Annotated in this window: 20 protein-coding genes and 1 pseudogene; 13 read left to right on the forward strand and 8 right to left on the reverse strand. The window is 44.7% G+C overall.

The annotated features are described in order from the left end of the window. Window positions 1-182: hypothetical protein (locus tag ACVA58_RS19175; protein WP_446511971.1), on the forward strand; the 182-nt coding region annotated here is incomplete at its 5' end. A gap of 89 nt (window positions 183-271) precedes the next feature. Here the strand turns inward: ACVA58_RS19175 and proX are convergent. From proX to proV, 3 genes are read right to left on the reverse strand one after another with little or no spacing between them, the layout of a single operon-like run. Next, window positions 272-1,279: a glycine betaine/L-proline ABC transporter substrate-binding protein ProX gene (gene proX / locus ACVA58_RS19180; RefSeq protein WP_446511972.1), complete on the reverse strand. Its 1,008-nt coding sequence runs from the start codon at window positions 1,277-1,279 to the stop codon at window positions 272-274. After that, window positions 1,272-2,357: a glycine betaine/L-proline ABC transporter permease ProW gene (proW, locus tag ACVA58_RS19185; RefSeq protein ID WP_446511973.1), complete on the reverse strand. Its 1,086-nt coding sequence runs from the start codon at window positions 2,355-2,357 to the stop codon at window positions 1,272-1,274. Before proW ends, proX begins: the two co-directional genes overlap by 8 nt. 4 nt (window positions 2,358-2,361) lie before the next feature. Beyond that, on the reverse strand, window positions 2,362-3,549 hold the full coding sequence (proV, locus tag ACVA58_RS19190; RefSeq protein ID WP_446511974.1) for a glycine betaine/L-proline ABC transporter ATP-binding protein ProV: 1,188 nt from the start codon (window positions 3,547-3,549) through the stop codon (window positions 2,362-2,364). Between the two features lie 670 nt (window positions 3,550-4,219). Here proV and ectA point away from each other — a divergent pair. The 6 genes and pseudogenes from ectA to ACVA58_RS19220 all read left to right on the forward strand — a co-directional run bounded on the left by ectA (window position 4,220) and on the right by ACVA58_RS19220 (window position 10,975). Then, entirely contained in the window at window positions 4,220-4,753 is a 534-nt protein-coding gene (gene ectA / locus ACVA58_RS19195) for a diaminobutyrate acetyltransferase (protein WP_446511975.1), read from the forward strand. A 34-nt stretch (window positions 4,754-4,787) separates the two neighbouring features. Further along, window positions 4,788-6,053, forward strand: a complete 1,266-nt coding sequence (ectB, locus tag ACVA58_RS19200) for a diaminobutyrate--2-oxoglutarate transaminase (RefSeq protein ID WP_446511976.1) — start codon at window positions 4,788-4,790, stop codon at window positions 6,051-6,053. Between the two features lie 12 nt (window positions 6,054-6,065). Beyond that, window positions 6,066-6,452: an ectoine synthase gene (locus ACVA58_RS19205; RefSeq protein ID WP_446511977.1), complete on the forward strand. Its 387-nt coding sequence runs from the start codon at window positions 6,066-6,068 to the stop codon at window positions 6,450-6,452. Between the two features lie 101 nt (window positions 6,453-6,553). Further along, window positions 6,554-6,725: pseudogene (locus ACVA58_RS19210) on the forward strand (aspartate kinase); the annotation flags it as partial. Between the two features lie 145 nt (window positions 6,726-6,870). Next, on the forward strand, window positions 6,871-8,052 hold the full coding sequence (gene malE, locus ACVA58_RS19215) for a maltose/maltodextrin ABC transporter substrate-binding protein MalE (RefSeq protein WP_446511978.1): 1,182 nt from the start codon (window positions 6,871-6,873) through the stop codon (window positions 8,050-8,052). Between the two features lie 103 nt (window positions 8,053-8,155). After that, window positions 8,156-10,975, forward strand: a complete 2,820-nt coding sequence (locus ACVA58_RS19220) for an amylo-alpha-1,6-glucosidase (protein WP_446511979.1) — start codon at window positions 8,156-8,158, stop codon at window positions 10,973-10,975. A 116-nt stretch (window positions 10,976-11,091) separates the two neighbouring features. Here the strand turns inward: ACVA58_RS19220 and ACVA58_RS19225 are convergent, their stop codons facing one another. The 3 genes from ACVA58_RS19225 to malK form a co-directional block, all read right to left on the reverse strand. Beyond that, complete coding sequence (locus ACVA58_RS19225) at window positions 11,092-11,274, reverse strand: hypothetical protein (RefSeq protein ID WP_255043241.1); 183 nt, start codon at window positions 11,272-11,274, stop codon at window positions 11,092-11,094. Between the two features lie 126 nt (window positions 11,275-11,400). Then, entirely contained in the window at window positions 11,401-12,273 is an 873-nt protein-coding gene (locus ACVA58_RS19230) for an alpha/beta hydrolase (RefSeq protein ID WP_446511980.1), read from the reverse strand. Between the two features lie 90 nt (window positions 12,274-12,363). Next, window positions 12,364-13,473, reverse strand: a complete 1,110-nt coding sequence (malK, locus tag ACVA58_RS19235) for a maltose/maltodextrin ABC transporter ATP-binding protein MalK (protein ID WP_446511981.1) — start codon at window positions 13,471-13,473, stop codon at window positions 12,364-12,366. Between the two features lie 607 nt (window positions 13,474-14,080). Between malK and malE (ACVA58_RS19240) the strand changes: the two genes are divergently transcribed. The 4 genes from malE (ACVA58_RS19240) to ACVA58_RS19255 all read left to right on the forward strand — a co-directional run bounded on the left by malE (ACVA58_RS19240) (window position 14,081) and on the right by ACVA58_RS19255 (window position 18,259). After that, entirely contained in the window at window positions 14,081-15,262 is a 1,182-nt protein-coding gene (malE, locus tag ACVA58_RS19240; protein ID WP_446511982.1) for a maltose/maltodextrin ABC transporter substrate-binding protein MalE, read from the forward strand. A 65-nt stretch (window positions 15,263-15,327) separates the two neighbouring features. Further along, window positions 15,328-16,911, forward strand: coding sequence for a maltose ABC transporter permease MalF (gene malF / locus ACVA58_RS19245; protein ID WP_446511983.1), 1,584 nt, complete (start codon window positions 15,328-15,330; stop codon window positions 16,909-16,911). 11 nt (window positions 16,912-16,922) lie between these two features. Further along, window positions 16,923-17,813: a maltose ABC transporter permease MalG gene (malG, locus tag ACVA58_RS19250; protein ID WP_446511984.1), complete on the forward strand. Its 891-nt coding sequence runs from the start codon at window positions 16,923-16,925 to the stop codon at window positions 17,811-17,813. 242 nt (window positions 17,814-18,055) lie between these two features. Next, complete coding sequence (locus ACVA58_RS19255; RefSeq protein ID WP_446511985.1) at window positions 18,056-18,259, forward strand: hypothetical protein; 204 nt, start codon at window positions 18,056-18,058, stop codon at window positions 18,257-18,259. Window positions 18,260-18,773: 514 nt separating this feature from the next. On the opposite strand, the gene ACVA58_RS19260 is transcribed toward ACVA58_RS19255, so the two are convergent. Next, window positions 18,774-19,328 carry a DUF1415 domain-containing protein gene (locus ACVA58_RS19260; RefSeq protein ID WP_446511986.1) on the reverse strand — a complete coding sequence of 185 codons (555 nt, stop codon included), beginning with the start codon at window positions 19,326-19,328 and terminating at the stop codon, window positions 18,774-18,776. 118 nt (window positions 19,329-19,446) lie between these two features. Beyond that, the gene (locus ACVA58_RS19265; protein ID WP_446511987.1) at window positions 19,447-21,447 is read right to left on the reverse strand and encodes an exoribonuclease II; all 2,001 of its coding nucleotides are present in this window, start codon (window positions 21,445-21,447) and stop codon (window positions 19,447-19,449) included. Window positions 21,448-21,743: 296 nt separating this feature from the next. On the opposite strand from ACVA58_RS19265, the gene ACVA58_RS19270 reads away from it, so the two are divergent. Together ACVA58_RS19270 and ACVA58_RS19275 are read left to right on the forward strand one after the other, a co-directional pair. Next, a complete protein-coding gene (locus tag ACVA58_RS19270; protein ID WP_446511988.1) occupies window positions 21,744-23,504 on the forward strand; it encodes a sensor domain-containing diguanylate cyclase in 1,761 nt (586 codons plus the stop codon). 280 nt (window positions 23,505-23,784) lie between these two features. After that, the gene (locus tag ACVA58_RS19275) at window positions 23,785-25,698 is read left to right on the forward strand and encodes a DEAD/DEAH box helicase (RefSeq protein ID WP_446511989.1); all 1,914 of its coding nucleotides are present in this window, start codon (window positions 23,785-23,787) and stop codon (window positions 25,696-25,698) included. The last annotated feature ends 97 nt before the right edge of the window (window positions 25,699-25,795 follow it).

The following is a 25,795-nucleotide window of genomic DNA, read 5'->3' on the forward strand; positions in this document are numbered from 1 at the left end:
TCCTTTCATACTTCATTATTTTGTGCTCGTATCCTCTTTTTTCTGATATTTTCATTAATGATTTGTTTTTTGATGATGTCTTAGAGAATGTTGATATGGCGCGGAAGTGTGGTGTCCAAGCTTATCATCTACAACGTGGAAACGGTGAAGACTTGCTGGTGATTGAAAGATTGCTTATGTAGTAAGAAGAGTCCGTTCAAAGAAAACCCTCACTTTTTACAAAAGTGAGGGTTATTTTGTAAGCCCAAAGAGGCTTCTAAATTAGGCTCGCTTACAGCGAAGCCTTCTTGGCTTCAGCTATCCATGCGTCAAATTGCTTTTGGTTCGCTTTAATCCAACCGTTTACATGCGATTCAATATCCGCAGAACTGTTCTTACCTTGGCTCATCATCATGTTCTGGGCACTGACGTCATTGATGTTGAGTTTAATTATTTCGAATAATTTAGCGGCCGCAGGGTTTTTCTCAGTAAACTCTTTATTGGCGACGATACGCATTGAGTTCATCTCGAAGCCGTAGTTTTTACCGTTGGCGAGTGTTGTATCAACATTCTTGCGCTCGCCAGGTAGGGCGGAGAACGGTACTTCTAACCAAACAACATCTTTACCCGGAACCAGTACGCCGCTTACCCAATATGGTGTCCAAGTGTAATACAGGATCGGGTCGCCTTTTTTGTAGCGCGAAATGGTATCTGCAATGATTGCCGCATAGTTACCTTGGTTGTGGGTGACAGTATCACGTAGGCTGTAGGCGTTAAGTTGCTCTTCAATCACCATTTCACAGCCCCAACCAGGGTTACAACCCGTTAGGTCTGCTTTACCGTCACCATTAGCATCAAACAGCTTGGCCAGCTCTGGATCTTTTAATTGTCCAATGTTGGTAATACCATGCTTTTCAGCGGTTTTCTTGTCGATTAAGTAGCCTTGTGCTGCACCGCTGACGTACTGCCCCTGGCGAGAGAATTTGTCGTCACCGCCAGACATGGTGTATTTATCAGCGTGAAGAGGAAACCAGCCAACGGCGAGGAAAGTCGCATCACCTTTAGCGATAGACGTATAACCGACGTTGTAATCGACCTCTTTAGTTGGCTGAACATCAAAGCCAAGTGCTTCTAGAGCGCGGTTAACTATCAATGTTTGAAAGGTTTCTTCGGCAACGGTGGATTGCAGCGGTTGAACGGATACACCTTTGCCCGGTAGTTCATTTGCCAGTGTATGACCGGAAAAACTGACAGAGGCGATGGCCCCTACTAAAAGCGCTTTCTTCCATGAATTACTCATTTGTATTTCTCCTCAAGTTGATAGTAGGCTGCTTTGTTTTGTTTTTACGTTTTAATAGGTATGAAACCGGTCCAGTGTGGTACCAGCGTAACTTTGTATTACCAGCGTTAGTGCCTAGGACTTGGGTAATACGGTCTAGCAAGATGGCCAGAATAACGATACCTAAGCCTCCAACAGCGGCGAGCCCCATATCCAGGCGGCCAATGCCACGAAGTACCATTTGACCTAAGCCTCCGACAGCGATCATCGAAGCAATGACAACCATGGACAAAGACAGCATCAGGGTTTGGTTGACCCCTGCCATGATGGTAGGAAGGGCCAAAGGGAGCTGAATGCGATATAGCATTTGCTTTTTGTTTGCGCCAAATGAATGACCCGCTTCAATTAATTCTTCAGGCACTTGTTGAATCCCTAAAATGGTCAGGCGAACGACTGGAGGCAAAGCGAATATGATGGTGACCACCACTCCGGGTACGTTACCAATCCCGAACAACATGACAATTGGCACCAGATACACAAAAGCAGGGGTAGTTTGCATCGCATCGAGAATGGGCCGAATAAATCTTGCCGCAGTGTTGCTTCTCGCGAGCCAAATACCCATTGGGAGTCCGATCAGCAGGCAGAAGAAAACGGAGGTCAAGACCAAGGCAAGTGTGGTCATGGCTTGTGACCAAGCACCGATTAGGCCAATAAACACCAGCGATGCAATGGTTGACACACCCAGCCGGAAATTAGAAAACTGCCAGGCTAATAAGAATAAGATAAGCAGCATGAAAGGGGCCGGCGTTGAAACTAATGCTGTTTCAAAAGACGTTAGTATGAAATCGATTGGAACACGAATGGCTTGAAAGACTGGGCGCCCATGTTCGACTAACCAGTTTAGACCCGATTCTACCCAATTATCGAGCGGTAAAACGGCATCTTGAAATGGATTCAAAAAATCGAAAGGCTTCTCCTGTACGACTTCTGAGCTTAACCAGTCTGGACCTGATGCTGCATCTGTTCCTTGTGACCAAGGGTCACTCTGCTGACTTGTTGGCTGTGACCAAGGATCGCTGTTTGTTTGTTCTGATGACATAAGACTAATCCTTATCCAATGTTTGCAGAAGACGTGACTTAGTCACGACACCTAGATAGTGACCTTCTTCGTCAACGACAGGGACGGCGTAAGGCACGCTAGCAACAGGGCCTAAGATGTCGTTAATTGACTGATTAGGTTGTAAAGTGATCGTATCTTTTAACTGGGCACTGGCTAATGAGCGATTCTCCTTGTGCGCAAGTTGCAACGAATCAAGTGAGACGATGCCAGAGAAGCGGCTGGATTTATCAATAACGATGCCGTAATCACGATCATGATCCATTAAAAGCTGCAATGCGGAACCTGGACCGTCATTTTCCGATTTTTTGAACATTGCCGAAGGCTTTTTACGGGCGATGTCTTTAGCTGTTAGTACATTGGCTATGTTTACACCTCGGAAAAAGGCTTCGACATAGTCATTGGCTGGACGGTGAAGAATTTCATCAGGCGTACCTACTTGAACGACTTCACCGTTTTGCATAATCGCAATGCGATCCCCGATCCGCATCGCTTCATCCAGATCATGAGAGATGAAAACGATCGTTCGCTTATCATCGTTTTGCAGGCGTATTAGTTCATCCTGCATTTCAGTTCTTATGAGAGGATCCAGTGCTGAAAACGCTTCGTCCATGAGCAAAATATCAGGGTCGCAAGCCAGTGCCCGAGCCAAACCAACACGCTGCTTCATACCGCCAGACAATTCATCAGGATAGGATTCGGCATAAGGGTCGAGACCGACGCGTTTTAGTGCAGATAGCGCACTGGCGTTTCGGTCTTTAACATTGATGCCTGCTAACTCTAGGCCAAATGCGGTATTTTCAATCACTGTCATGTGAGGCATCAGTGCAAAATTTTGAAATACCATTGAGATGTTGTTGCGGCGAACTTCTCTAAGCTCTTGTTCTGAGATATGTGCAATGTCTTTCCCCTTCAGGTAGACGCTGCCTTTGGTGGGCTCTATTAACCGATTCAGTAGCCGGACAAGCGTCGACTTTCCTGAACCAGATAGACCCATGATAACGAAAATTTCTCCTTCATTTATGGTAAGAGAAACGTCGTTGACACCTAGAGTTAGTCCAGTTTGCTCGAAAATTCGATCTTTATCGATACCATCCTTAATAAGCGTGAATGCGCGGTCAGGATCGTCTCCAAACACTTTATACAGTCCCTTAACTTCCAGTATGGGATCCATGTCAATCGTCCTTTTGTATAAGTTTTGTTGTGGAACGTTTTGTACTCTAAGTAATCTGATCGAAAATTTCAAGGTATGAGGTACGGTAAGATGGGTGATAGTGGTTTTTTATAAAGTGTTTAGTCAAGGGTGTTATTTTTTAAGTTCTTGTAAATAAAGGTTTATTTTTTGGGTTGTTGTTTGTTTGTTATTGAGTATTTGCTCTTATTAAATATTCTTTAATTTTTGATGTGTTCGTATTCAATGTGTTTCTCTCTGGAGAGCCGAGATGTTGAGCTGCACCTCCTGCATAATGGTTAGAGTTCTAATTGTTGTGTTTGGTGTTTTTTTCTGTTTTTCGATTGTTGGTTTACAGGCTGTAAAATACTTTACGTCAGTCTGCTTGGTAGTTGGAATAAATGGCTGTATTTGGGTAAGTTTTTAGTAAGGGGTCGTTCTCATCATTTCAAGAAGGCGAATACACTCATTGGTATGTGGCAAGTTGAACTACCTATTAGCATACTGAGAAAATACATTAGAGGGCGAATCAATACATTTCAACGTTTTCACTCTTAAGTGTGATTCACGTCGCGTAAATGCTTATTTTTTTGCTGTTTTGTTGATTAAAAGCGGTAAAAAGTGCTCATAATAAAAATGAAATTGATTAGAGATCAAAGGAATTTTTTCACGCATGATCACATCAGCTCCTTGGATGCTACATTCAGACGTTGGAGAGGGTTTAATCCCTAAATGGAATTTTCGGGAACCTAACCGCTATGATGGTGATGACGTTTATCGTCTCATCGCAGAATGTCCGCCATTAGATATGAATTCCTCTTATTGTAACTTTCTGCAATCTATCCATTTCAGCAAGACCTGCATTTTAGCTGAGCACAACACCGAGATAGCGGGTTTTATTTCGGGCTACCAAAAACCGGATGAACCGAATGTGCTTTTTGTCTGGCAAGTCGCTGTCGCCCCTTATTGCAGGGGTAAAGGTTTGGCTTTTTGTATGTTGGAAGCGCTTCTGAATAGGAAAGGGTTAGAAAATATAACTGCAGTTGAAACGACTATTACCAAAGAAAATGAAGCTTCTTGGGCATTGTTTCAAAAGCTAGATTTACTTCACGGAAAACTCGGAGAGGTGACGACTTTTCTCGATGAAAAGGACCATTTCAAAGATAAGCATGATACAGAGTACCTGTATCGAATCCCTCTTAAATAATCCTCATCAAATAGGTATCAAAAACGGTCTTATTATGGATATTTTTCAAAAGCAAGAATCTAATGTTCGTTCTTATTCAAACAGCTTTCCAGTTGTTTTTCGAAAAGCAAAAGGTTGTTGGCTGGAAACAGATCAAGGTGAACGTTATTTAGATTTTCTTGCTGGTGCGGGATCTCTTAATTACGGTCACAATAACCCATTGCTTAAGCAAGCGCTTCTTGAATACATCGAAATGGATGGCATTACACACGGCTTAGACATGCACTCGGAAGCAAAGGCTTTTTTTCTTGATGCTTTAAACCGGATAATCCTCGAGCCAAGAGGTCTTGAGTACAAAGTGCAATTTACAGGCCCGACAGGCACGAATGCGGTTGAAGCCGCTTTGAAATTAGCCAAAAAGGTTAAAGGGCGAAGCAGCATTGTCGCCTTCACTAATGGCTTTCATGGTTGTACAGCGGGTGCATTAGCAGCCACTGGAAACCAACATCACCGACAAGGTGCGGGCTCAGAGCTACACAATGTCACCCGCTTACCGTTTGAAGGCTATGCCGGGGTTGATGGCCTTAAGCTATTCGAAACTATGCTGGCTGATAATTCCGCGGGTATCGATAAACCTGCTGCCGTACTTCTGGAAACCGTACAGGGAGAGGGTGGCCTCAATGTAGCCTCGAACGAATGGCTTCAGAAATTAAGTCGAATTTGTCAGTCAAACGACATCTTGCTTATTGTTGATGATATTCAGGCAGGCTGTGGCCGTACAGGCACTTTTTTTAGTTTTGAACCTTCAGGTATCCAGCCGGATATTGTAACGCTCTCAAAATCTATTAGCGGCTATGGTTTACCGATGGCCGTCGTGCTACTAAAACCAGAACTTGATCATTGGAAACCAGGTGAGCACAACGGCACATTTCGTGGCAATAACCATGCGTTTATTACCGCTGCCCACGCCCTTGAAATCTATTGGTCCAATGCGAATTTTGAAGCGCACATTCAGCAATGCTCACAACAGGTAATCGACGTTATTCTCCGTTGTAAGCAGCGTTTTCCAGATATGTTCGTGCAAAGCAAAGGACGTGGCATGATGATTGGCATTGAATGCCAGAATGGTGATGTCGCCGGTGATATAGCTAAAGCGTGCTTCGAGAACGGTATGGTCATCGAAACTGCGGGCCCAAACGATGAAGTCGTGAAGTTCTTTTGTCCGCTAACAATCAGTAACGCTGAACTGACCCAAGGGTTGAGTATATTCGAGGGGGCAGTGGAGACAATTGCTGAAAAATTGTATAAAAAAGCATCTTAACAAGGAAGAATTATGATCGTTAGAACACTCGATGAGTGTCGCAAAAGTGAGAGACGGGTCGTTGCGGGTAATTGGGAAAGTGTCCGTATGTTGCTGAAAGACGACGATATGGGCTTTTCCTTCCATATTACAACAATCTACGAAGGTACAGAGACCCATATACATTACCAAAATCATTTAGAGTCTGTTTTCTGCATGAGTGGTGAAGGAGAAATTGAAGTTGTAGGAGGGGAAACCTATCCGATCAAACCGGGTACTTTGTATATCTTAGATAAGCACGATGAACATTTTCTAAGAGCATACGAAAACAAGGAAATGGTCATGGCTTGTGTCTTTAATCCACCTATTACAGGGGCAGAAGTCCATGACGAAAAGGGTGTCTATCCCCTTGTCGACTAATATACCCATATGACTTTAATTTGGGCTATGTATATAAAAGGTGGAGTGATCCTTGGCTCCACCTTTTATTTATTTTACTAACCCTTGTCAAATGACCAACTATGATGTCGCTGATGAACTATGGGGTAACACCGATCGCGATGCATTCATCAATGCGTAATGTAAATTTACATTTGTGGTGAGTGACAACGAGTATCAGCAAGCCATCCGAGCTCGCATTATGAGTTTTTTGAGGGTGGTAGTCACACAAGACTTGATAGCAAAGTAGCATGATGCTCTTGAATGCTGATATCTACAAAATGTGTTCAATTTCACAGAGTTGAATCAAGATTAGGGGGGCGTAGGCGGGGGGATGATGCTCATCTGAAGTGGGAGGAGGAAAATGCTCAGGTCGAATAAAAATAATTTGGAAATATCTATGAAACGTGTGATGAAATCCTTTGCTCTGTGCTCTCTAACTGCTGCTCTTGCTTTTCCTATGGCTGCTTCGGCGATGCAGGAAGGTGAAATCCTTATTTGGATTAATGGCGACAAAGGCTACGAAGGCTTGGCTGAAGTAGGTCGCCAATTTGAAGAAGACACAGGGGTGAAAGTTAACGTTCAGTACCCTGACTCACTGGAAGCCAAATTCCAGCAAGTCGCGCCTACAGGCGGCGGCCCTGACATTATCTTCTGGGCTCATGACCGTTTCGGTGGCTATGCAAAATCTGGTCTTTTGACTGAAATTAAGCCATCAGCTGAATTTAAAAATAAGCTAGTTGATTTCAGTTGGGATGCCGTAACTTACGATGGCAAGCTGGTGGGTTACCCTGTGGCATTAGAATCGCCTTCGTTGATTTATAACAAAGATTTACTACCTGAGCCACCAACAACGTGGGAAGAACTGTACGATATCGAAAAACAAATGGCGGCCAAAGGCAAGAAAGCCATTATGTGGGACGTGAAGAACGCATACTTCACTTGGCCGATGATCTCAGCTAACGGTGGTTACGCCTTCAAGAAAACAGAGACTGGCTTTGATGGTAAGCAAGTGGGTCTGAACAACGAAGCCGGCGTTGCTGGCCTGAGCTTCTTGGTAGATCTCTCGGACAAAGGGGTTGTATCAGCCGATATGGATTACGCCGTTTCTGAGTCTGAGTTTAACAAGGGCAACGTGGCGATGACGATCAACGGTCCATGGTCTTGGGCTAACCTTGAAAAGTCGAATATTAACTATGGTGTTGCAGTATTCCCAACCTTGGATGGTGGTAAATCAAACCCATTCGTTGGTGTACTAAGCGCGGGTATCAACGCAGCAAGCCCTAACACTGACTTAGCTGTTGAGTTCCTAGAAAATTACCTGATCACTGATGAAGGGTTGGCTAAAGTAAATGACGATAAGCCGCTGGGTGCTGTGACGCTGAAATCTTTCCAGCAAGAGTTGTCTAAAGACAGCCGTATTGCCGCAACCATGACCAACGCGGAAAACGGCGAAATTATGCCGAATATCCCTGAAATGACCGCATACTGGTTCGCTGAAGGCGCCGCAATCGAGAACGCTCTTCTAGGTCGTCAAACTGTTCAAGAAGCACTAGATACAGCAGCTTCCCAGATCCGCTAATTCGGCCCAAATGTCTGGATAAACAGAAGACATCAATATTATGCGCAGCTCTTTTTGTAGAGTCTGCGCATTTTTGTAATGAACGATTACCCAAGGATTACATGTGAGCACGATTGAACAAGCACCTTTTAACGAGCCGTTATATGTTAAAGGGACTTTTAATGGTTGGGGGGATGACACACCAATGCTGTATATTGGTGAAGGCTGGTATCAGGCTGTGGTTTGCTTTTCTGCTGATCTTCATAATTTTAAGGTTTCTGATCAGCAAGGTAGTGAAGCGTTCAGTTTTGCTGCTGATAAATACAAAGCCGTTGCCTGTGAGTTGCAACAGTGGCTGCAATTGATCCCTGCGAAAGGGATCGGCAACGACCTTACCTTTATGGCACCAGAGACAGGCCTATATACTATTTCAGTCAAGGTTTCAGATGAAATAGTTGAAATGGTGATTGAAGCCGGTGGTGAAAACCTTGATAGCGAGCCGAACCGTGACCTGTTCAGCGCTTCATTTTCAGTAATAGCAGGTCAGGGGAAAGTGGCTGGCAAGGGAAATAAAGTATTGGACCCAGAGTCGTTGTTTAATGAGCTGGCTATTAGTGTTGAGCAAAGCTCTCCATTTGTATTCGGCGATAACATTGATGGTTATTTCGATGGTGTCACCCATGGGTATGTGGCAGCTGGTAAGTACCGTCATAAACAAGGCTGGTACCTTGGAGCGATGGCATCATTTGTCGATGGTGTACTCAATGATAAAACCTCGGCACCAGAAGCGCGTATCTATCCCTACGGTGTTACTCATACCTTCAATAATGACTCTGGAAATAATACTGAAGAAACTTTCATGTTGTTTTCGGGGCAGGAAAGCCGCCAGCGCAGTGCCGCAATAACGGTACGTTCAGATAAGCCCGCTACGCTGACAATAGCCCCTCAGCTAAACCTTGCGATGGATAGCTCAATGGTGAAGGCATTCGAAGGTGGTGTGGTGTACTCGCTTGCTAATGCATTACGCCTGCCGGGAACGCCATCGTTTATTGCCCTTTGTGCAAATCGGGCGTTTGGTTTTAAAGAAACTACATTTGGCGAAACGCCAGATCTGAAAGACAAGCTTCACCTGAGTGGTCACCATGTTAAACCATTATTGATCTCGACTGAGCCACAAACAGAGATGACTGTGTACTTGGCTTTTGCCGAAAGTGAAGATGAGGCAATCTCACAAGCAAAAGCACTGGTTGACAATGATGGGGTGAATATTCACCAGCAGCAGGTGTATGACATGCTGACCCATTCCTATGTTTGGACATCAGATAGGGAATACAACCGTGCTTTGATGTGGGCGAAAGCGGCAGGGAAAGTATTCCTCTCAACGGAGTTTGGCAAGGGTATTTGGGCTGGCTTACCTTGGTTTAAAGACTGCTGGGGGCGTGACTCCTTTATTGCCGTACCGGGGATCACCTTGGTCAATGGCGACTTTGATGATGCTAAAACTATTATTGATAACTTTGCCTCGATGCAATTGAGTGATGAAAGCAGTGTTAATTTTGGCCGCATCCCTAACAGGGTTACCAGCTTAACCAATATTATTTATAACACCACAGATGGTACACCGTGGATGGTACGGGAAATCTGGGATTATCTGCGCTATAGCGGAGACAAAGATTATGCTGCGGCTATTTACCCAGTGGTTCAAACCTATATTGCGGGTATAGAAAAGCACTACCTTGATGAGCATGGACTCATGACTCACCGCGACCCTGATACTTGGATGGATGCCAAACTGGAAGGTAAGCTGCCTTGGTCAGCCCGTGGTACGCGTGCCAATGACATTCAGGCTCTGTGGTACACCAGCTTATTGGTCGCTGTCGAGTTGGCGAAGCTAACCGACGATGTGCAGGGGAGTGAGCATTATCAAATAATGGCCGAGCAGGTAAGGGCAAGCTTTCAAAATCTGTTCTGGGATAAAGAGCAGCAAAAGTTAGCCGATCGCCTTTATAGTGATGATCAGCGTGATCTGCAGGTCCGATCGAACCAATTGATGACGGTAACAGTACCGTTTGATAATGGGTTGCTGGAAAAAGCTATTGGGGCGAAAGTGGTTAAAAATGCCGTGAGCGAGTTGTTGTTCCCTTGGGGGATCACATCATTGTCACAACATGATCCTATTTTCCACCCATACCATGCCAATCGAAACGAGTATCACAAAGATGCTGCCTATCACAACGGTACCATCTGGGGTTGGAATGCGGGCTTTACTGTTTCAAGCCTGATTGAGTACGGTTATGCAGACTTTGCTTACAAGTTGACCCAAAATCTGTCCGATCAGATTTTGTATTTAGGTCATCGCGGGGCAATGAGTGAAAACCTTGATGCATTTTTGAATGAGCAAGGCGGACTGACCACCACAGGAACTTATGCCCAAGCATGGTCGGTGTCAGAGTTTACGCGTAATGGTTACCAGGACTATGTCGGCTTTAAGCCTGAATTGTTAGCAGGCAAGGTTGTGCTAGCACCCTGTATACCATCAGCATGGCAGCAGTTTGATGCGGAGCTTCGTTTTGGTGATTCAAATGCGCTGTTAGTTAGTTACCAGCTTAACGAACAAGGACTGCAATGTTTTGAGCTGCAGTACAAGAGTCATAATCCTGTTCAGCTTGAGCTGCATTTGATGGCAAAGGACAAAGCGAAGTATCAACTCGTGATTAATGCCGATGAATTACCCGCTGAGATCAAGTTTGATCCTACATACTCATCAGTTAGCGTGAATGGCCAAGTTCGTGATCTTGCGCTTATTCAACCGAGTTTTGTGGGTGCCATTGGTGATCTTACTTTTGCCGAGCCGGACCATTCCTTGGTATTCCCTGTGCTGCAAGACCAGCATGTATTGCAGAAGCAAGTCGAACATGGTGATCTTGCCTTAGCTACAGATTAACAGCATCGAATAATAGAATACTTAGCCATCTGGTTTATAAACCAAAAAAGAAAAGCGCTGCGTTTGCAGCGCTTTTTTCTGGTCGTCGGTCGCTAGCTAAAGGAGCAGCACGGTTTTCAGTCGAATTCCATATAGGTACGCCCTTCAAGGGAGTAGGGTTCATTGTCGTCGTATAGGTTTCGTTGCCCTCTAAGCTTTTGCATCTTGGCCTCAAGTGCTTTTGCCTCTTGATAATTGCCCTCTTGATAAGCTAAATGGATGCGTTGTTCTATATCTTCGATCCTATCATGGCTGCTCATGTCATGATCCTCCATACGAGAGTCATACCCAATAGATAAGCGGTATGACCAACTTGCCGTTTCAGTTTTAGTGTAGGAGTGGATTTACTCCTGTTCCACCCTTTACTGAGCTGGAAGGCTTTTGGATCAATGAATGCTCCATTTTTCTATCATCGTGATGAAACGTTTGGCCCAGGCGGTTTCACTATGGATCCCACCGGTTTCAATTTCGAAATGGAACTTCAGTTTTTGAGATTTTCGGGTAAGCAAATTAGCAAACTCGACGGCTAAATCATGATAGATAGCCGGAAAGAACTCTATTGTATGGTCGCTGGTCTCGTTGGTACCTATGTCCATATAGATCTCTATTGGTTGCTCAATACTGGCTTGTTCAATGAATAATTTCATTTCGTTAGGAGCGAACCAGAAAGCAGGCGAGAACACACCGGCTTTGGAGAAGGTATCTGGGTATTTTAATACTGCATACAGGCTGATAAAGCCCCCCATCGAGCTGCCAGCGATGGTGGTGGACTCACGTTCTGGTTGCGTTCGGTAATGGGTATCGACAAAAGGCTTGAGGGTTTGAATGAGAAAATTACAATATTCCTGTCCCTCGCCACCTTGTGGATCTTTGGCTTGCTGCCAGTTTGCAAGAGAAGCTGGAGGGCTGAAGGGCCAAGGTGAATACTCATCCCGGCGGCCAAGATGGCCTCTTAGCTGGCTACAATCAATCGTGACAACAATGTGGCCACTAGTTTTTCCTTGGTGCTGTAATGCGTCCAATTGCTCTGCAACCTGCCAGCTTGAACCCGAAATACACAAATCTGGTTCAAACACATTCTGGCCATCATGCATGTAAATGACGGGGTAGTTTTTATCGCTAATTTCGTAATCGGAAGGTAGGTAAACTCGTATATTTCGGTGACGATTGAGTTGAGGAATCAGCATGTTTTCATGGATTATCATCCGAGCAGGATCATAATTTTTTTGCTTCGGGTTGAGCGATGAACTGTCTGGCATAATGGCTCCAGAGTCAAAATTAGATATAAAAAAAGCGCTGTTGGGTTTAATCAACAGCGCTTGTTTAGTTAAAAAATAAAACGGGTCTTTTTATTCGCAAGGTTCTTTGTATAGGCGCTGACATGCTCTGCCATCGCTATGGAATAGGTGACAACGATGCGCAGGAATATCTACTTTGAACGAATCGCCAGCATCGACATTAATAGTATCTGGGCGGCGATAGATGAAATCAGCATCCATGTGCTCAAGGTGCAGGTAAGCTTGAGTTTCATAGCCCAGTTTTTCAACAACTTGTACTTTGCCTTCGATAGTTGCATCACCTTCACCTTCTGGAACTAAATGCTCAGGGCGAATACCCAGTGACATGCGGTCACCTTTGGTTACCGTAGAACCGTCAACAGAGATCCAGAATGAATTACCGTCAGCCATTTGAACCATCACTCGCTCAGCTTCGACTTGTTCAATGAACACGCTCATGAAGTTCATTTTTGGTGAACCGATGAAACCGGCAACGAAGCGGTTTTGAGGGTAGTGGTATAGCTCAAGCGGTTTACCTACCTGAGAAACATAGCCGCCATCAAGAACCACGATCTTCTGTGCCATGGTCATCGCTTCAACCTGATCGTGGGTTACGTAGATCATGGTGCAACCCAGTTGCTTGTGAAGTTTGGCAATTTCGATACGCATTTGTACACGTAGCGCAGCATCAAGGTTAGAAAGTGGTTCATCCAGTAGGAAAACTTTTGGCTGGGACACCAAGGTACGACCAATTGCAACACGCTGACGCTGGCCGCCAGAAAGAGCCTTTGGTTTACGCTCAAGAAGGTGTCCTAGCTGGAGGATGTCTGCTGCGTGGTCAACTCGGCGTTTGGTTTCGTCCTTGTCGGCTTTAGCCAGCTTCATGCCGAAAGACATGTTATCAAACAGGTTAAGGTGAGGGTAAAGTGCATAAGACTGGAATACCATGCCCACACCACGTTCAGATGGTGGCACGTCATTCATGTGCTCTTCGCCGATGTACAAATCACCGGAAGTGATATCTTCCAGGCCTGCGATACAACGTAGAAGTGTTGACTTACCACAGCCTGATGGACCAACGAAGACAACGAACTCACCTTCAGCAATATCGAGATCAACGTTCTTCGATATCAGGTTATCTCCATATGCTTTACATACATTTCGTAAAGTAACACTCGTCATCGAGCCTATTCCTCTAAGTTGTTGTTGCCAGCAAGGCCTCATCTTATTCGCGCGTGACCTTGCGGGTAAAGAATTTTTCAGTGTAATTGAAGAAAAACTGGGTAGAGCGTCATTCATTAAGGGAATAGACGTCTACCCTGACCAAATCCAAATTATCTACTTCCCCAAGAAATAAAATGGTGCTGTCGTCTTTAAAAAGAGTGGTTAGTGCAAAAGTGCATTACCTAAGAAAAAGAACAGTGTCTTCAACTACCCAGTGGGTATGGTTGTATTCTTGCTGAGGATGGGCACAGAAACATCCTCCTTATAGATAAATAAAAAGGGGGATGAAGGGGGGAGGAGTGTTTGGATCACACTTTGTCATTGTAAGGGCTGAAGGACTGTTTTATTCCCAGTAGTATGTGCGCTGTATCACAATCGCCCGTCGTTATTAGATCTGCATCACTAAGCGAAACGACGGAGATCACGCTTTTCACACATAAGGGGTGGGGGCGTAGGACACAGGATGATGCCGAGTGCTTGATACTGTTGGAAGATACAGACTGAAATTTGTATTGCAGAGTTGCTTTTGCAATACAGCCAATAACAATCATGAAGGATGTTAATAATGAAGAAAGTCCTCAGCACAGTCGCATTATGTACCCTTGCTGCACTTAGTTCAGTCTCTGCACATGCAGCGATTGAAGAAGGTCAACTTACCATTTGGATTAATGGTGATAAAGGTTACAACGGCTTGGCAGAAGTAGGTAAACAGTTCGAAGAAGACACTGGCGTAAAAGTTACTGTCGCTTTCCCTGATAACCTAGCAGAGCGTTTCCCACAGGTAGCAGCCGCTGGTGATGGTCCGGATATCGTATTCTGGGCACACGACCGCTTCGGTGGCTATGCAAAAGCTGGTTTACTAGCAGAGATTAACCCATCTCAAGAGATGCAAGACAAAATCATCGATTTTACTTGGGACGCGGTATCTTATGACGGTAAATATGTGGGCTACCCTGTTGCTGTAGAAGCACTTTCTCTGATTTACAACAAGGATCTTGTTCCGAACCCACCTAAGAACTGGGAAGATATCGAAGCGCTAGATAAGAAGCTTCAAAAAGATGGCAAGAAAGCGATCATGTGGAACCTAAAAGAACCGTTCTTCACATGGCCTCTCCTTACGGCTGACGGTGGTTATGCCTTTAAATTTACTGCGAACGGCTACGACGTAAAAGATGTAGGTGTGAACAACGCAGGCGCGAAATACGGCATGAACTTCATCAAGTCACTGGTTGATAAGAAAGTTATCTCTCCAGATATGGACTACAGCATTTCAGAAGCCGAGTTCAATAAAGGTACTGTTGCAATGACAATCAATGGCCCATGGTCTTGGGGCAACATTGAGAAGTCTGGTATTGATTACGGTGTCACTCTGCTTCCTAAGCTAAACGGCAACCCGTCTAAACCTTTTGTTGGTGTTCTTACTGCGGGCATCAGCGCAGTTTCTCCTAACAAAGACCTAGCCGTTGAGTTCATCGAAAACTACCTACTAACTAACGAAGGTCTGGCTAAAGTTGACGCTGATAAGCCATTAGGTGCTGTTGCACTGAAATCATTCCAGCAGACGCTTGATAAAGACACCCGCATTGCCGCGACAATGGACAACGCAATGAACGGTGAAATCATGCCAAATGTTCCACAAATGACTGCTTTCTGGTATGCGCAAGGTAACGCCATCCAGAACGTTGTTGACGGCCGCCAGGGTGTTGATGACGCCCTTGATGCAGCCGCTGGTCACATTCTTAAGTAATACCTTTTGCGGGGAGGGGTAACTCTCCCCATATTTATTTTTCTTTTTGCTAGCAAGGAGCTGAGATGCAGTCAGTTCAAGGTGCAGAACTCCTCGATTCACCTCAGGAAAGTTCGAAATTAAATTATCGTAAGTGGCTTAAATGGTCACTGCTAGGCATGATCGGTACGGTTAACGGTTATGCTACTGTCTTAATGTATGCTCAGGGTGAAATTCCCTTCGCGCTTCTTACCGTTGTTCTCACAGCTCTTGCTCTTTATATTTTTGGTAGTAAGAAAACCTACGCCCATCGCTATATCTATCCTGGTATTGCCGGGATGATTATTTTCATTATCTTCCCTCTGATATATACGGTCGGGTTGGCATTTACTAACTACAGCGCCTCCAACCAGTTATCTTTGGAACGTGCGCAGACGGTACTTCAGCAGCGCTCTTTCTTGTCTGGTGAGAGCTACGGTTTTGACCTTTATAAGGTTGATAGTGGTCATCAGCTCATTATTAAAGCGAATGGCGACTTATTAGCCTCTGACGTGTTTGATATTGCGAATCCGCCTGCAGAAGAGGCCATGAACCTGCGTCAAGTAGGGGCTGTGCAGGGTGAGAAAGAAATCATCCGTACTATTGTGCAAAACCGTTCAAACCTAAATAAGGTCGAACTGGAGATGCCTGGTGGTGAACACATCCGCATGAGTGGTCTACGTAAGTTTGCTGCTGAAACAGCACTATTTACTTTACAGGACGACGGTGAATCGCTGTTTAATAACCAAACAAACCAGTTGTTCAAACCAAACTATGAGATTGGTTTCTATCAACCGATTGATGCTAATGGCGAGTTTGTTGAAAAACCTATTTCTCCAGGATTTGTGGTTGGTGTTGGTGCGGCGAACTTCGAACGAGTGATGACGGACGATGGTATTAAAGAACCATTCCTTGGCATCTTCGTCTGGACTGTTGTTTTTGCTTTCCTTGCTGTTGCTCTGACGCTTGCACTAGGGATGATCCTAGCCGTAATCGTACAGTGGGAGCCGCTGAAAGGTAGTGGTATTTACCGCGTACTGCTTATTCTTCCTTATGCCGTACCGTCGTTTATCTCGATTCTGATCTTTAAGGGCCTGTTTAACCAGAGTTTTGGTGAGATAAACATGTTGCTTGAAGCCATGTTTGGCATCAAACCATCATGGTTCTCTGACCCTGTGATGGCTCGAGTGATGGTTGTACTGGTGAATACTTGGCTTGGCTTCCCGTACATGATGATTCTATGTATGGGTCTATTGAAGTCGATTCCTGAAGATCTGTATGAGGCATCTGCCATTGATGGTGCAGGCCCTATCCAGAACTTCTTCAACATTACATTACCTATGTTGATCAAACCGCTGACGCCGCTACTGATTGCCAGCTTCGCGTTTAACTTCAACAACTTTGTTATGATTCAGCTATTAACCTCTGGTGGCCCGAACATGGTTGGAACCTCAGAGCCTGCAGGTTACACAGACTTGCTTGTAAGTTATACCTACCGTATTGCATTCGAAGGTGGCGGTGGTCAGGACTTCGGTCTAGCCGGTGCAATCGCAACAATTATCTTCATCTTGGTAGGTGGTATGGCACTACTTAACCTGAAATTTACCAACACTAAGCTTTCGCAGGACTAAGGAGAGACGTCATGCCAATGGTTCAACCTAAGTCATTAAAATATCGGGTATGGGCAACACACATTGGATTGTGTTTGTTCTTGGCTGCAACGATTTTTCCGCTGCTGATGATTGTTGCTATTTCCTTTCGTGAAGGTAACTTTGCTGGTGGTGAGCTAATTCCAAGCAATCCAACACTCGATCACTGGCGATTAGCCTTGGGCTTCTCGGTGACAAATAGCGATGGGAGCGTCACACCACCACCATTTCCAGTACTGCTATGGCTGTGGAATACGGTGAAAGTGGCTGGCATTACCTCGGTAATCATTGTTGCTCTGTCGACAACTAGTGCTTATGCGTTCGCCCGTATGCGCTTCAAAGGTAAGAGCACCATCTTGAAAGGGATGATGATCTTCCAGATGTTCCCAGCAGTACTTGCTCTGGTTGCTCTATATGCCTTGTTTGATCGTCTTGGCCAGTACATTCCATTCTTGGGTCTTAATACCCACGGTGGTCTGATTTTCTCATACCTTGGCGGTATTGCACTGCACGTATGGACAATCAAAGGTTACTTCGAAACAATTGATGGCTCGCTGGAAGAAGCGGCAGCCCTAGATGGTGCAACACCGTGGCAGGCATTCCGCTTGGTATTGTTGCCATTATCTGTGCCGATCCTTGCTGTGGTGTTTATCCTGTCGTTCATCGGTGTGGTGACTGAAGTACCGGTAGCTTCACTGCTACTGACTGATGTAAACAACTATACATTGGCTGTTGGTATGCAGCAGTATCTGTACCCGCAGAACTACTTGTGGGGCGACTTTGCAGCAGCGGCAGTATTGTCAGCGATTCCAATCACTACAGTATTCTTGCTGGCGCAGAAATTCTTGGTGGGCGGCCTGACTTCAGGTGGCGTGAAAGGGTAATACATTAACGGTTAGCCCTGCACCATACAAAACTAAAACCGGATGTCTTGGCATCCGGTTTTTTTGTGCACATCCAGAAATATGGTTTTTTGTCTCTTAAACAATAGTGAACCTCATAAATTAAACATAGAGCGCTATATCACGGGTTGGAAGTAGCACGCTGCTTTTACTACAGCCATTACCTGCTACGCTTTTAATGTTGGTTCACGTTGTAAATAAACCCTAACTCGTGGAGGCTTCTAATGAAAAGATTGTTTGTTTTGGTGATGCTTGTTTTCTCTAGCTTTACTTTTGCCAACTCTTCTTCTGGTCACAGCGGTGGTAGCTCTGTCTCGACACCACAAATCATATGTATGTATGAAGGGAAAATATTAGGTGTAACCGCTATTCCAGCCTATGAGTGCACGAAGTTGAAAAAAGAAATGAAAGAAGGGGCAAACAAGTAATTGACCACTTTTTAGAGATTAAAGTGATCAGAAATACTGGTCACTTTAATTTTATAAAGTGAACTTTTATTAAGTAAATTATCTTATCTATCAGTTTACTAGCCTACAATTTTGTCACTTATTACTTTCAGAATACTCAAAAGGTTTTTTTTGAATAAATGATGAATTTTAGGTATTTATACCTTCTTTATGGTTTCACATTTTAATGTGGGCTGATAGAATCATTTGAGTAAGGTATAAATGATTACCTTCAGAGATAATAACAAGATGCTTGTTTTCACTTAGGCAAGCAACTCCCGGGCTTAGTGCCTAGCAATGGTTTGGCCGCCGATCTGCTAGGGTTAGCTAGGTCCCACATTTATATTGGCGTTGCTGCATAGCTGGCTTACCTTTGCAAGAAGAGTAAGTTTATTGGTAACCAAAACCCGACAGCTTGTTCGGGTTTTTTTATCTTCATGTATTCATTAATGATAAGAAGCCAGCCAGGCTGTTGCACAGCCCAGCGAATCTGACATCACTTCAAGAATGGAAATAATCGAGCTACTTCTTCTTCGGTTAAATTCTCTACACATTCAATATTACGTTCTGGAATAGCTTCTGGATCGGGGTAGTGCTTCAACACTTTTTCCATACTTGCTTCGCGAATAAGATGAAAAATAGGATAAGGCGAGCGGTTTGTTAAGTTCTCGGCATCATCAGGTTCGGTACCGTGGAAGCAGTAATCGGGGTGGAAGCTCGCGACTTGATAGGTGCCTTGATAGCCCATTTGGAATACAAGTGCATCGATGAGATCGAGATATTGGTTATAGTCTGCAAAATCACTGAACAGGTTCGGTGTGACGACTAAGGTGGTTTCCAATTCTTCTACAGGTGTAGTATCCAGCTTTTGAAGTTGCTGATAGATTTCTTCAAGTAACACGTCTTCATTTGGCGCCTCAGAAATAAAAATCTGAATTTGTTTGTTGCGATTAGGTTTAGCTGCAAAAGGGCATAGGTTGAGTCCAATGACGACTTCTTCCAACCAATGTGTTACCTGCTGGTGTACTTCTTCTTTTATATAATTTGGCATAGCTGACTTTTTCATTAGGCCACTGAGCATGTGGCTGGTTTAATAAATGTAGTGATAAAACAGAAAATATAAAAAAAGCCAGCAAGTGCTGGCCCTTTTATCTGGTCAATTTTGCTGATTAAGCCTCAGCGGATTCCGCTGGTGCAACTTCAGCTTCTGGTGCCGGGAACTGTTTAATAGGCTTGGCAACAAGTTGACGAGTTGCAGAACGCACTTCGGCAATGGTTACTTCAAGCTGATCACCAAGTTGGTATTCTTTTACCTTGTCGATGTTCACGATACCTAGTTCACCGTTACACTCAATGCGTGCTTTATTGTCGATGATTAACGGGGCAGGTATGAAAGCTGCTGCACCATTCTCAAGAAGACGAACACGCATGCCTGCACGGTTGATATCGAAAATCTCAGCAGTAAAGACTGTCGCTTCTTTAACTGCATCTTTAAGCAGACGGACATATAGCCAATCAGCAACATCACGCTCAGCCATGCGGTGGCTACGGCGATGAATTGCAATCTCTTCACCGACACTGTCATCTGGTGTTTGGCTTGGCTCTTGCCCTGAGATAACCGCTTTAAGCAGGCGATGGTTGATCATATCGCCATACTTACGGATTGGTGATGTCCATGTCGCGTATACATCTAGGCCCATAGCATAGTGAGGGGCCGGTTTATTGCCAACTTCACTGTATGCTTGGAACTTGCGCAAGCGGTTGTCAAGGTACGTACTGTCTTGATCATTTAGCCACCGGCGAAGTGCACTGAAGCCTTCTAAAGTCAGTAGTTGATCTTTTTCGAACGGCGCCTCGGCTTTGGATAGGAAGTCCATTGCTGTATCCAGTTTCTCTGGGTTGAATCCGTTGTGGTAGTTGTAAACACCTAAATCGAATTTTTCTTTCAGCACGCGACCTGCACAGATATTTGCAGTGATCATCGCTTCTTCAATCATACGATTGGCAGTACGGCGAGGATCGGTGTGAATCGCAACAACATCGTTATCTTCACTTAGTTCGAAACGGTAGTCTGGGCGATCTGGGAATACAACTGCATTGGTCGCACGCCATTCGCTGCGAGCAATAGCAAAACCATGAAGCGCTTTAATTTGCGCTAGGATCGTTTCGTTTGGGGTCCACTTGTCACTGTTGCCGTTCTCAAGCAGATCAGAGACATGGTCGTAAGCCAATCGGCCTTGTGATTTGATCCAAGCGGCGAAGAAGTGGATGTCATCTTGGATGACGCCGTCTTTATCAATGCTTACACGGCAGCAGATCGTTGGGCGCTTTTCTTCTTCTAGTAGAGAGCAGAGTTCGTCGCTTAGCTCACGAGGAAGCATCGGGATATTACGACCTGGTAAATAAATGGTGAAACCACGCTCACGTGCTTCTTTATCCATTTTTTCACCGACTTCTATATAAGATGTTGGATCAGCTATGGCGATGGTGATTTCAAAACTGCCATCATCTTTAGCAACGGTGTAAATAGCATCGTCCATATCTTTGGTCGATTCACCGTCGATAGTAATGAAAGGAAGTTCGGTTAGATCTTCGCGTTCTAGACCTTCTTCAAGCATCGACCAGCTATCCTGAGGTGCAGGTTCTGCTTTTGGCAGGTCATGACGAGCCAGTGTTACCCACCATGGCGCGATCTTGTCGTTACTGTCGGTGATCTTTTCTTTAATTTCACAGAAGAAAGTTTTGTTGTCACCAACCAGCGGGTGACGTGTCATGTTGGCAACAACCCAGTCACCCTCTTTGAGTAATTCTGGGTTAAGGCCTTTGACAGGGCGAGCTTTAACGGCATCTTTCAGCTGCGGGTGATCGGGAACAACATGCAGGCGATCACGAATAAGCTTCACTCGTCCAATAAAGCGAGTAACGAATTGCTCAATAAGTTCCTGTGGCTCGGCAACCTCACGTTCCTTTTCCGTACGAATAACGGCCATAACACGGTCACCGTGCATAACATTTTTCATATAGTTAGGTGGAATGAAGTAGCTTTCCTTGTTGTCGACTTCAAGAAAGCCAAAGCCACGGTCAGTTGCTTTGATGCTGCCTTCTTTTTTAGGAAGCGTTTCCTGAATTTGTTTTTTAAGCTGTGCTAGTAAAGGATTATCTTGAAACATGATGCCCGGTCTCAGGTTGTTAACATGCACACTATAAAGTTTTCAGCCCATAAAACCAAGCTCAAGACCCAATGTGGCAAAAATGACCTTCACTCATGGCAGCATGTGAGTCGCCGAATAAATGATCGATAACGAAATAAATTTATAACATTGGCCTCATTCTACAAATTGCCTCACAACCAAGTGCCTGATAATAAGATATAACTGGAATAACAAACAGTTGCACTTTGATGGCTAGACGCTTAGTTATCAACGTATAAGCAAAATAGCTGTTACAGCATGGCTAGGTGCAGATTATGGTAAAAGTGATAAATAGAGAATTTGACAAACTCGTTGAGCAATTGGTTCGACAGGAAAATATGGCCGAATGGTGTCAAAAGTTGTTGGTTACGCTTCAGAATAACTTTCACTTACAAAACATGACGTTCCTGATTGAACAGGAAAGTGAAATTATGGTGTATGCAAGTTGGGTAGATGGCGTCTTTGATTATTACTCGGCGGGGCTATCGCTTGATGAATATAATGGTGTCCCGCTAGGACCTATTCAATTTGCTCGTGATAGTGGCCAGTTTGTTCGAACCTATGTTAATAGGCCATATAAAGCTATTTGGTATGACACTAGTGGTGATTGGTGCCAATTAGTGCTTCCTATTGTTATGCATGATAGACCAGTGGGTTATATCTATGCCGAAACGGATAAGCCTGAATACTTTGAAGCAAGGCTTAAAGAAGTCGAAAATTTTTTTGCGGTAATTGCGTCTGATGTCAGTGCGCGGGTACTGATGAAAGAATTAGACTCGCAACATCAATGCCGTAAGAGCGCCGAAGCTGAGCTTGCATTGCGGAACCAATCCCTTAAGCAGTATTTGAAATTGCTCAAAAACCTACATGAGCTGACATTAAGTTTGTCAAAAGCAACTACCAGTGATGAATTGTTTAAAACGGCGGTGAGGTTGGGTCGAGAAAAACTTGATATCGATCGAATGGCGGTGTTTCTGATTGATTTTGATAAAAATGAAATGCGAGGAACATACGGCACCGATCCTGATGGTCAGTTGGTATGCCGACGCTCATTTTGTAGTGCAGTGCCTGATCATCCATTAGTCAATGAGGCTCTGAGCCGAAAGGATCATGTCGTTGTGAAAGAAAACGCCCCTCTTTATTACGGCACTGAACAAGTCGGAACTGGCTGGAACGCGATGATAGCGATGTGGAATGGTGATAGATGTATTGGCTGGATTGCTGCAGATAACTTGCTTAAGCGCCAGCCGATTACTGAGCATGTAAAACAAATATTCAAATTGTTTGGAGCTGCTCTGGCTCAGCAGATTGTAATTCATCAACAATATGAAGAATTGAGGCAGCTCAATCAGCAGTTGGAAAAGAGGGTAAACCAAAGGACACAGGAGTTACTCGCTACTAATAATGCTTTAGAGGCGGCAAATCAAAAATTGGAGCATTGGTCGATGCAAGATGGACTAACACAAGTCACGAATAGACGTTTCTTTAATGATGCTTACCGAAGATTATGGCAAGAGGCAAAGGGAAATGGCTCATCATTGGGGATCATAATGTTAGATATCGATCATTTTAAGGCATTCAATGACTGCTATGGCCATTTGCACGGTGATGCGTGCCTCAAAAAGATCGCGAGTATGTTAGATACATTGGCTGGAAAATATGAAGGTGCTGTTTTATCACGCTTTGGTGGTGAAGAGTTTGCATGTATCTTGCCAAAGTGCAGCCAGCAGCAATTGGAAATGTTAGCCAACGATATGATTGAAGGGGCAAGACTAATGAAGCTGGAACACCGAATGAATCAGCAAGGAGTCATTACGCTTAGCGGTGGTGGGTGTTATATGCCAGCTGCAGAGTTACCCCTGTGCGATGTTGATACAGAAGCTTCTGAATGTATATCACAACAGCCATTATTTGATATATCGCAGGCGGACGAGGCTAGTCAGTTAATAAATAAAGCGGATATGGCTTTGTACCGGGCAAAAAAAGCAGGTCGAAATCAACTTTGCATTTATGATTCCGACATATTGCCAGTATAAAGAGGAGTTTATGTCGTTATATCCCCCTATTAATAAGAGGGTTTAGCTTCAAATTTAAGACTGATAGTATGAAGGGAGTTACCAAATCAACCTGTTTGTATAAATAATAGGTACTTGAAGGTTAATTTGTGACAGTGCTCAATTTTTTCTGGCTTTTTATCTTGTATTGGCGCACAATGCGCGCCTCTATAGTCGAGGCCCAAGCTTGTGGTTGCTGTTGCAGAACCGTTTATTAGCGTTAGGGGCCCCGTTTTACGTTAGATCATTTATTGGGATCCCAATGCAAGAATCTGTTACAGAATTTCGTCAGTTAGAACTGGCCGACACACTACTATCCGCACTAGACTCAATGGGCTTCGTTGCGCCGACACCTATCCAGGCGGCGTCTATTCCTCTTCTACTTACTGGTACTGATGCACTAGGTAAAGCGCAAACAGGTACAGGTAAAACAGCGGCATTCTCTTTGCCTCTACTAAACAAGTTGGATCTAGGTCAGCATAAGCCTCAGGCTATTGTTATGGCTCCAACACGTGAACTGGCAATTCAGGTTGCTGCTGAAATTAAAGTTCTTGGTCAAAACATCAAGGGTCTTAAAGTACTAGAGATTTACGGTGGTGCATCTATCGTTGATCAAATGCGTGCACTTAAAAATGGTGCTCACATTGTTGTTGGTACTCCAGGTCGTGTGAAAGATCTTATCTCTCGTGACCGCTTGCACCTTGATGAAGTAAGTACGTTTGTACTTGATGAAGCCGATGAAATGCTAAAAATGGGCTTTGTTGATGACGTTACTTGGATCATGGAACAAGCTCCAGAGTCAGCTCAGCGCGTATTGTTCTCGGCAACTATGCCTCCAATCGTTAAGCAAATTGTTGACCGCTTCCTACGTAACCCAGAGCGTATTGACGTTGCTGGTGAAAACCGTACTGTTTCTCAGGTTGAGCAGCAGTTCTGGGTAGTTAAAGGCGTAGAGAAAGACGAAGCAATGATGCGTCTTCTTGAAACTGAAGAAACTGATGCGTCTATCGTATTCGTTCGTACTCGTCAGGATACCGAGCGTCTAGCTGACTGGCTATCTGCTCGTGGTTTCAAAGCTGCAGCACTACACGGTGATATTCCTCAGTCACTGCGTGAACGTACTGTTGATCACATCAAAAAAGGTGTTATCGATATCCTAGTTGCGACTGACGTTGTAGCTCGTGGCCTTGATGTACCGCGTATCACTCACGTATTTAACTACGACATCCCATTCGATGTTGAGTCATACATCCACCGTATTGGTCGTACTGGCCGTGCTGGACGTGATGGTAAGGCGATCTTGTTGGTTCGCACCAACCAAATCCGTATGCTGCGCACTATTGAGCGTGTAACTAAGTCTCGCATGGAAGAAATCCAACTTCCTAACCGTGATCTTGTTGCTGCCTCTCGCCTGAACCGTCTAGGTCAGGAGCTAGAAGCTCAGAAAGAAGAATCTAGCCTAGAAGCATTCGTTGAGCTTGTAGAGAAACTACAAGAAACCATCGAAGTTGATGCTGCGACACTTGCTGCAATGCTACTTAAGCGTCAGCAGGGTAACCGTCCTCTGTTCTACAAAGGTCCGGACCCAATGATCGCTGCTATCGAGCGTGAGAAGCAACGTCGTGAGCGTCGTCGTGATGACCGTGGTAGCGAACGTGGCGGTGAGCGTGGCGAACGTCGTGAGCGTCGCACTTACAACAACGCTGACTGGGATACATACCAGCTGCAGGTTGGTCGTGAGCAAGGTGTTCAGGTTAAAGATATCGTTGGTGCTATCGCAAACGAACTAGGTCTGAGCAAAGAGTTCATCGGTGCTATCAAACTAGCTCCTGGTCACACATATGTTCAGCTTCCTAAGAAGATGACAAGCGAAGTTGCTTCTCAGCTTAAGAAACTACGTATTCGCCAGAACGAAGTGAAAGCAGTTGTTGTTGCTGACGATGTACTACGTGAGCACCGTCGTGGTGGCCGTGACGGCAACCGTGATGGTAACCGCGAAGGTAACCGTGGCGGCTACCGTGGTAACCGTGATGGTAACCGCGATGGCAACCGTCCACGTCGTGAAGGCGAACGTCGCTTCGACCGCAACCGTGGTGGCGACAACCGTGGTAGCTTCCGTGGTGAACGTAACCATGGCGCTCCTCAGCGTGACCGTAAGCCTCGCTTCGAAGATTAATCAACTCAGATTTAACCATCGAGTGTGATTAATAATGAATCCAGCCCTTCTCGGGGCTGGATTTTTTTATGTCTGCGAGAAACTCCCCACACCTTCC

The organism is Photobacterium sp. DNB22_13_2 (genome assembly GCF_052873915.1).

Bases quoted from the DNA above. Each gene is read 5' to 3' on its own strand.
- ACVA58_RS19205 (WP_446511977.1), top strand. From the start codon at position 6,066: ATGATCGTTAGAACACTCGATGAGTGTCGCAAAAGTGAGAGACGGGTC.
- ACVA58_RS19225 (WP_255043241.1), bottom strand. From the start codon at position 11,274: ATGAGCAGCCATGATAGGATCGAAGATATAGAACAACGCATCCATTTA.
- malE (WP_446511982.1), top strand. From the start codon at position 14,081: ATGAAGAAAGTCCTCAGCACAGTCGCATTATGTACCCTTGCTGCACTT.
- malG (WP_446511984.1), top strand. From the start codon at position 16,923: ATGCCAATGGTTCAACCTAAGTCATTAAAATATCGGGTATGGGCAACA.
- proW (WP_446511973.1), bottom strand. From the start codon at position 2,357: ATGTCATCAGAACAAACAAACAGCGATCCTTGGTCACAGCCAACAAGT.
- ACVA58_RS19270 (WP_446511988.1), top strand. From the start codon at position 21,744: ATGGTAAAAGTGATAAATAGAGAATTTGACAAACTCGTTGAGCAATTG.
- ACVA58_RS19275 (WP_446511989.1), top strand. From the start codon at position 23,785: ATGCAAGAATCTGTTACAGAATTTCGTCAGTTAGAACTGGCCGACACA.
- malK (WP_446511981.1), bottom strand. From the start codon at position 13,473: ATGACGAGTGTTACTTTACGAAATGTATGTAAAGCATATGGAGATAAC.
- ACVA58_RS19230 (WP_446511980.1), bottom strand. From the start codon at position 12,273: ATGCCAGACAGTTCATCGCTCAACCCGAAGCAAAAAAATTATGATCCT.
- ACVA58_RS19255 (WP_446511985.1), top strand. From the start codon at position 18,056: ATGAAAAGATTGTTTGTTTTGGTGATGCTTGTTTTCTCTAGCTTTACT.
- malF (WP_446511983.1), top strand. From the start codon at position 15,328: ATGCAGTCAGTTCAAGGTGCAGAACTCCTCGATTCACCTCAGGAAAGT.
- proV (WP_446511974.1), bottom strand. From the start codon at position 3,549: ATGGATCCCATACTGGAAGTTAAGGGACTGTATAAAGTGTTTGGAGAC.
- ectB (WP_446511976.1), top strand. From the start codon at position 4,788: ATGGATATTTTTCAAAAGCAAGAATCTAATGTTCGTTCTTATTCAAAC.
- ectA (WP_446511975.1), top strand. From the start codon at position 4,220: ATGATCACATCAGCTCCTTGGATGCTACATTCAGACGTTGGAGAGGGT.
- ACVA58_RS19265 (WP_446511987.1), bottom strand. From the start codon at position 21,447: ATGTTTCAAGATAATCCTTTACTAGCACAGCTTAAAAAACAAATTCAG.
- ACVA58_RS19260 (WP_446511986.1), bottom strand. From the start codon at position 19,328: ATGCCAAATTATATAAAAGAAGAAGTACACCAGCAGGTAACACATTGG.
- proX (WP_446511972.1), bottom strand. From the start codon at position 1,279: ATGAGTAATTCATGGAAGAAAGCGCTTTTAGTAGGGGCCATCGCCTCT.
- malE (WP_446511978.1), top strand. From the start codon at position 6,871: ATGAAACGTGTGATGAAATCCTTTGCTCTGTGCTCTCTAACTGCTGCT.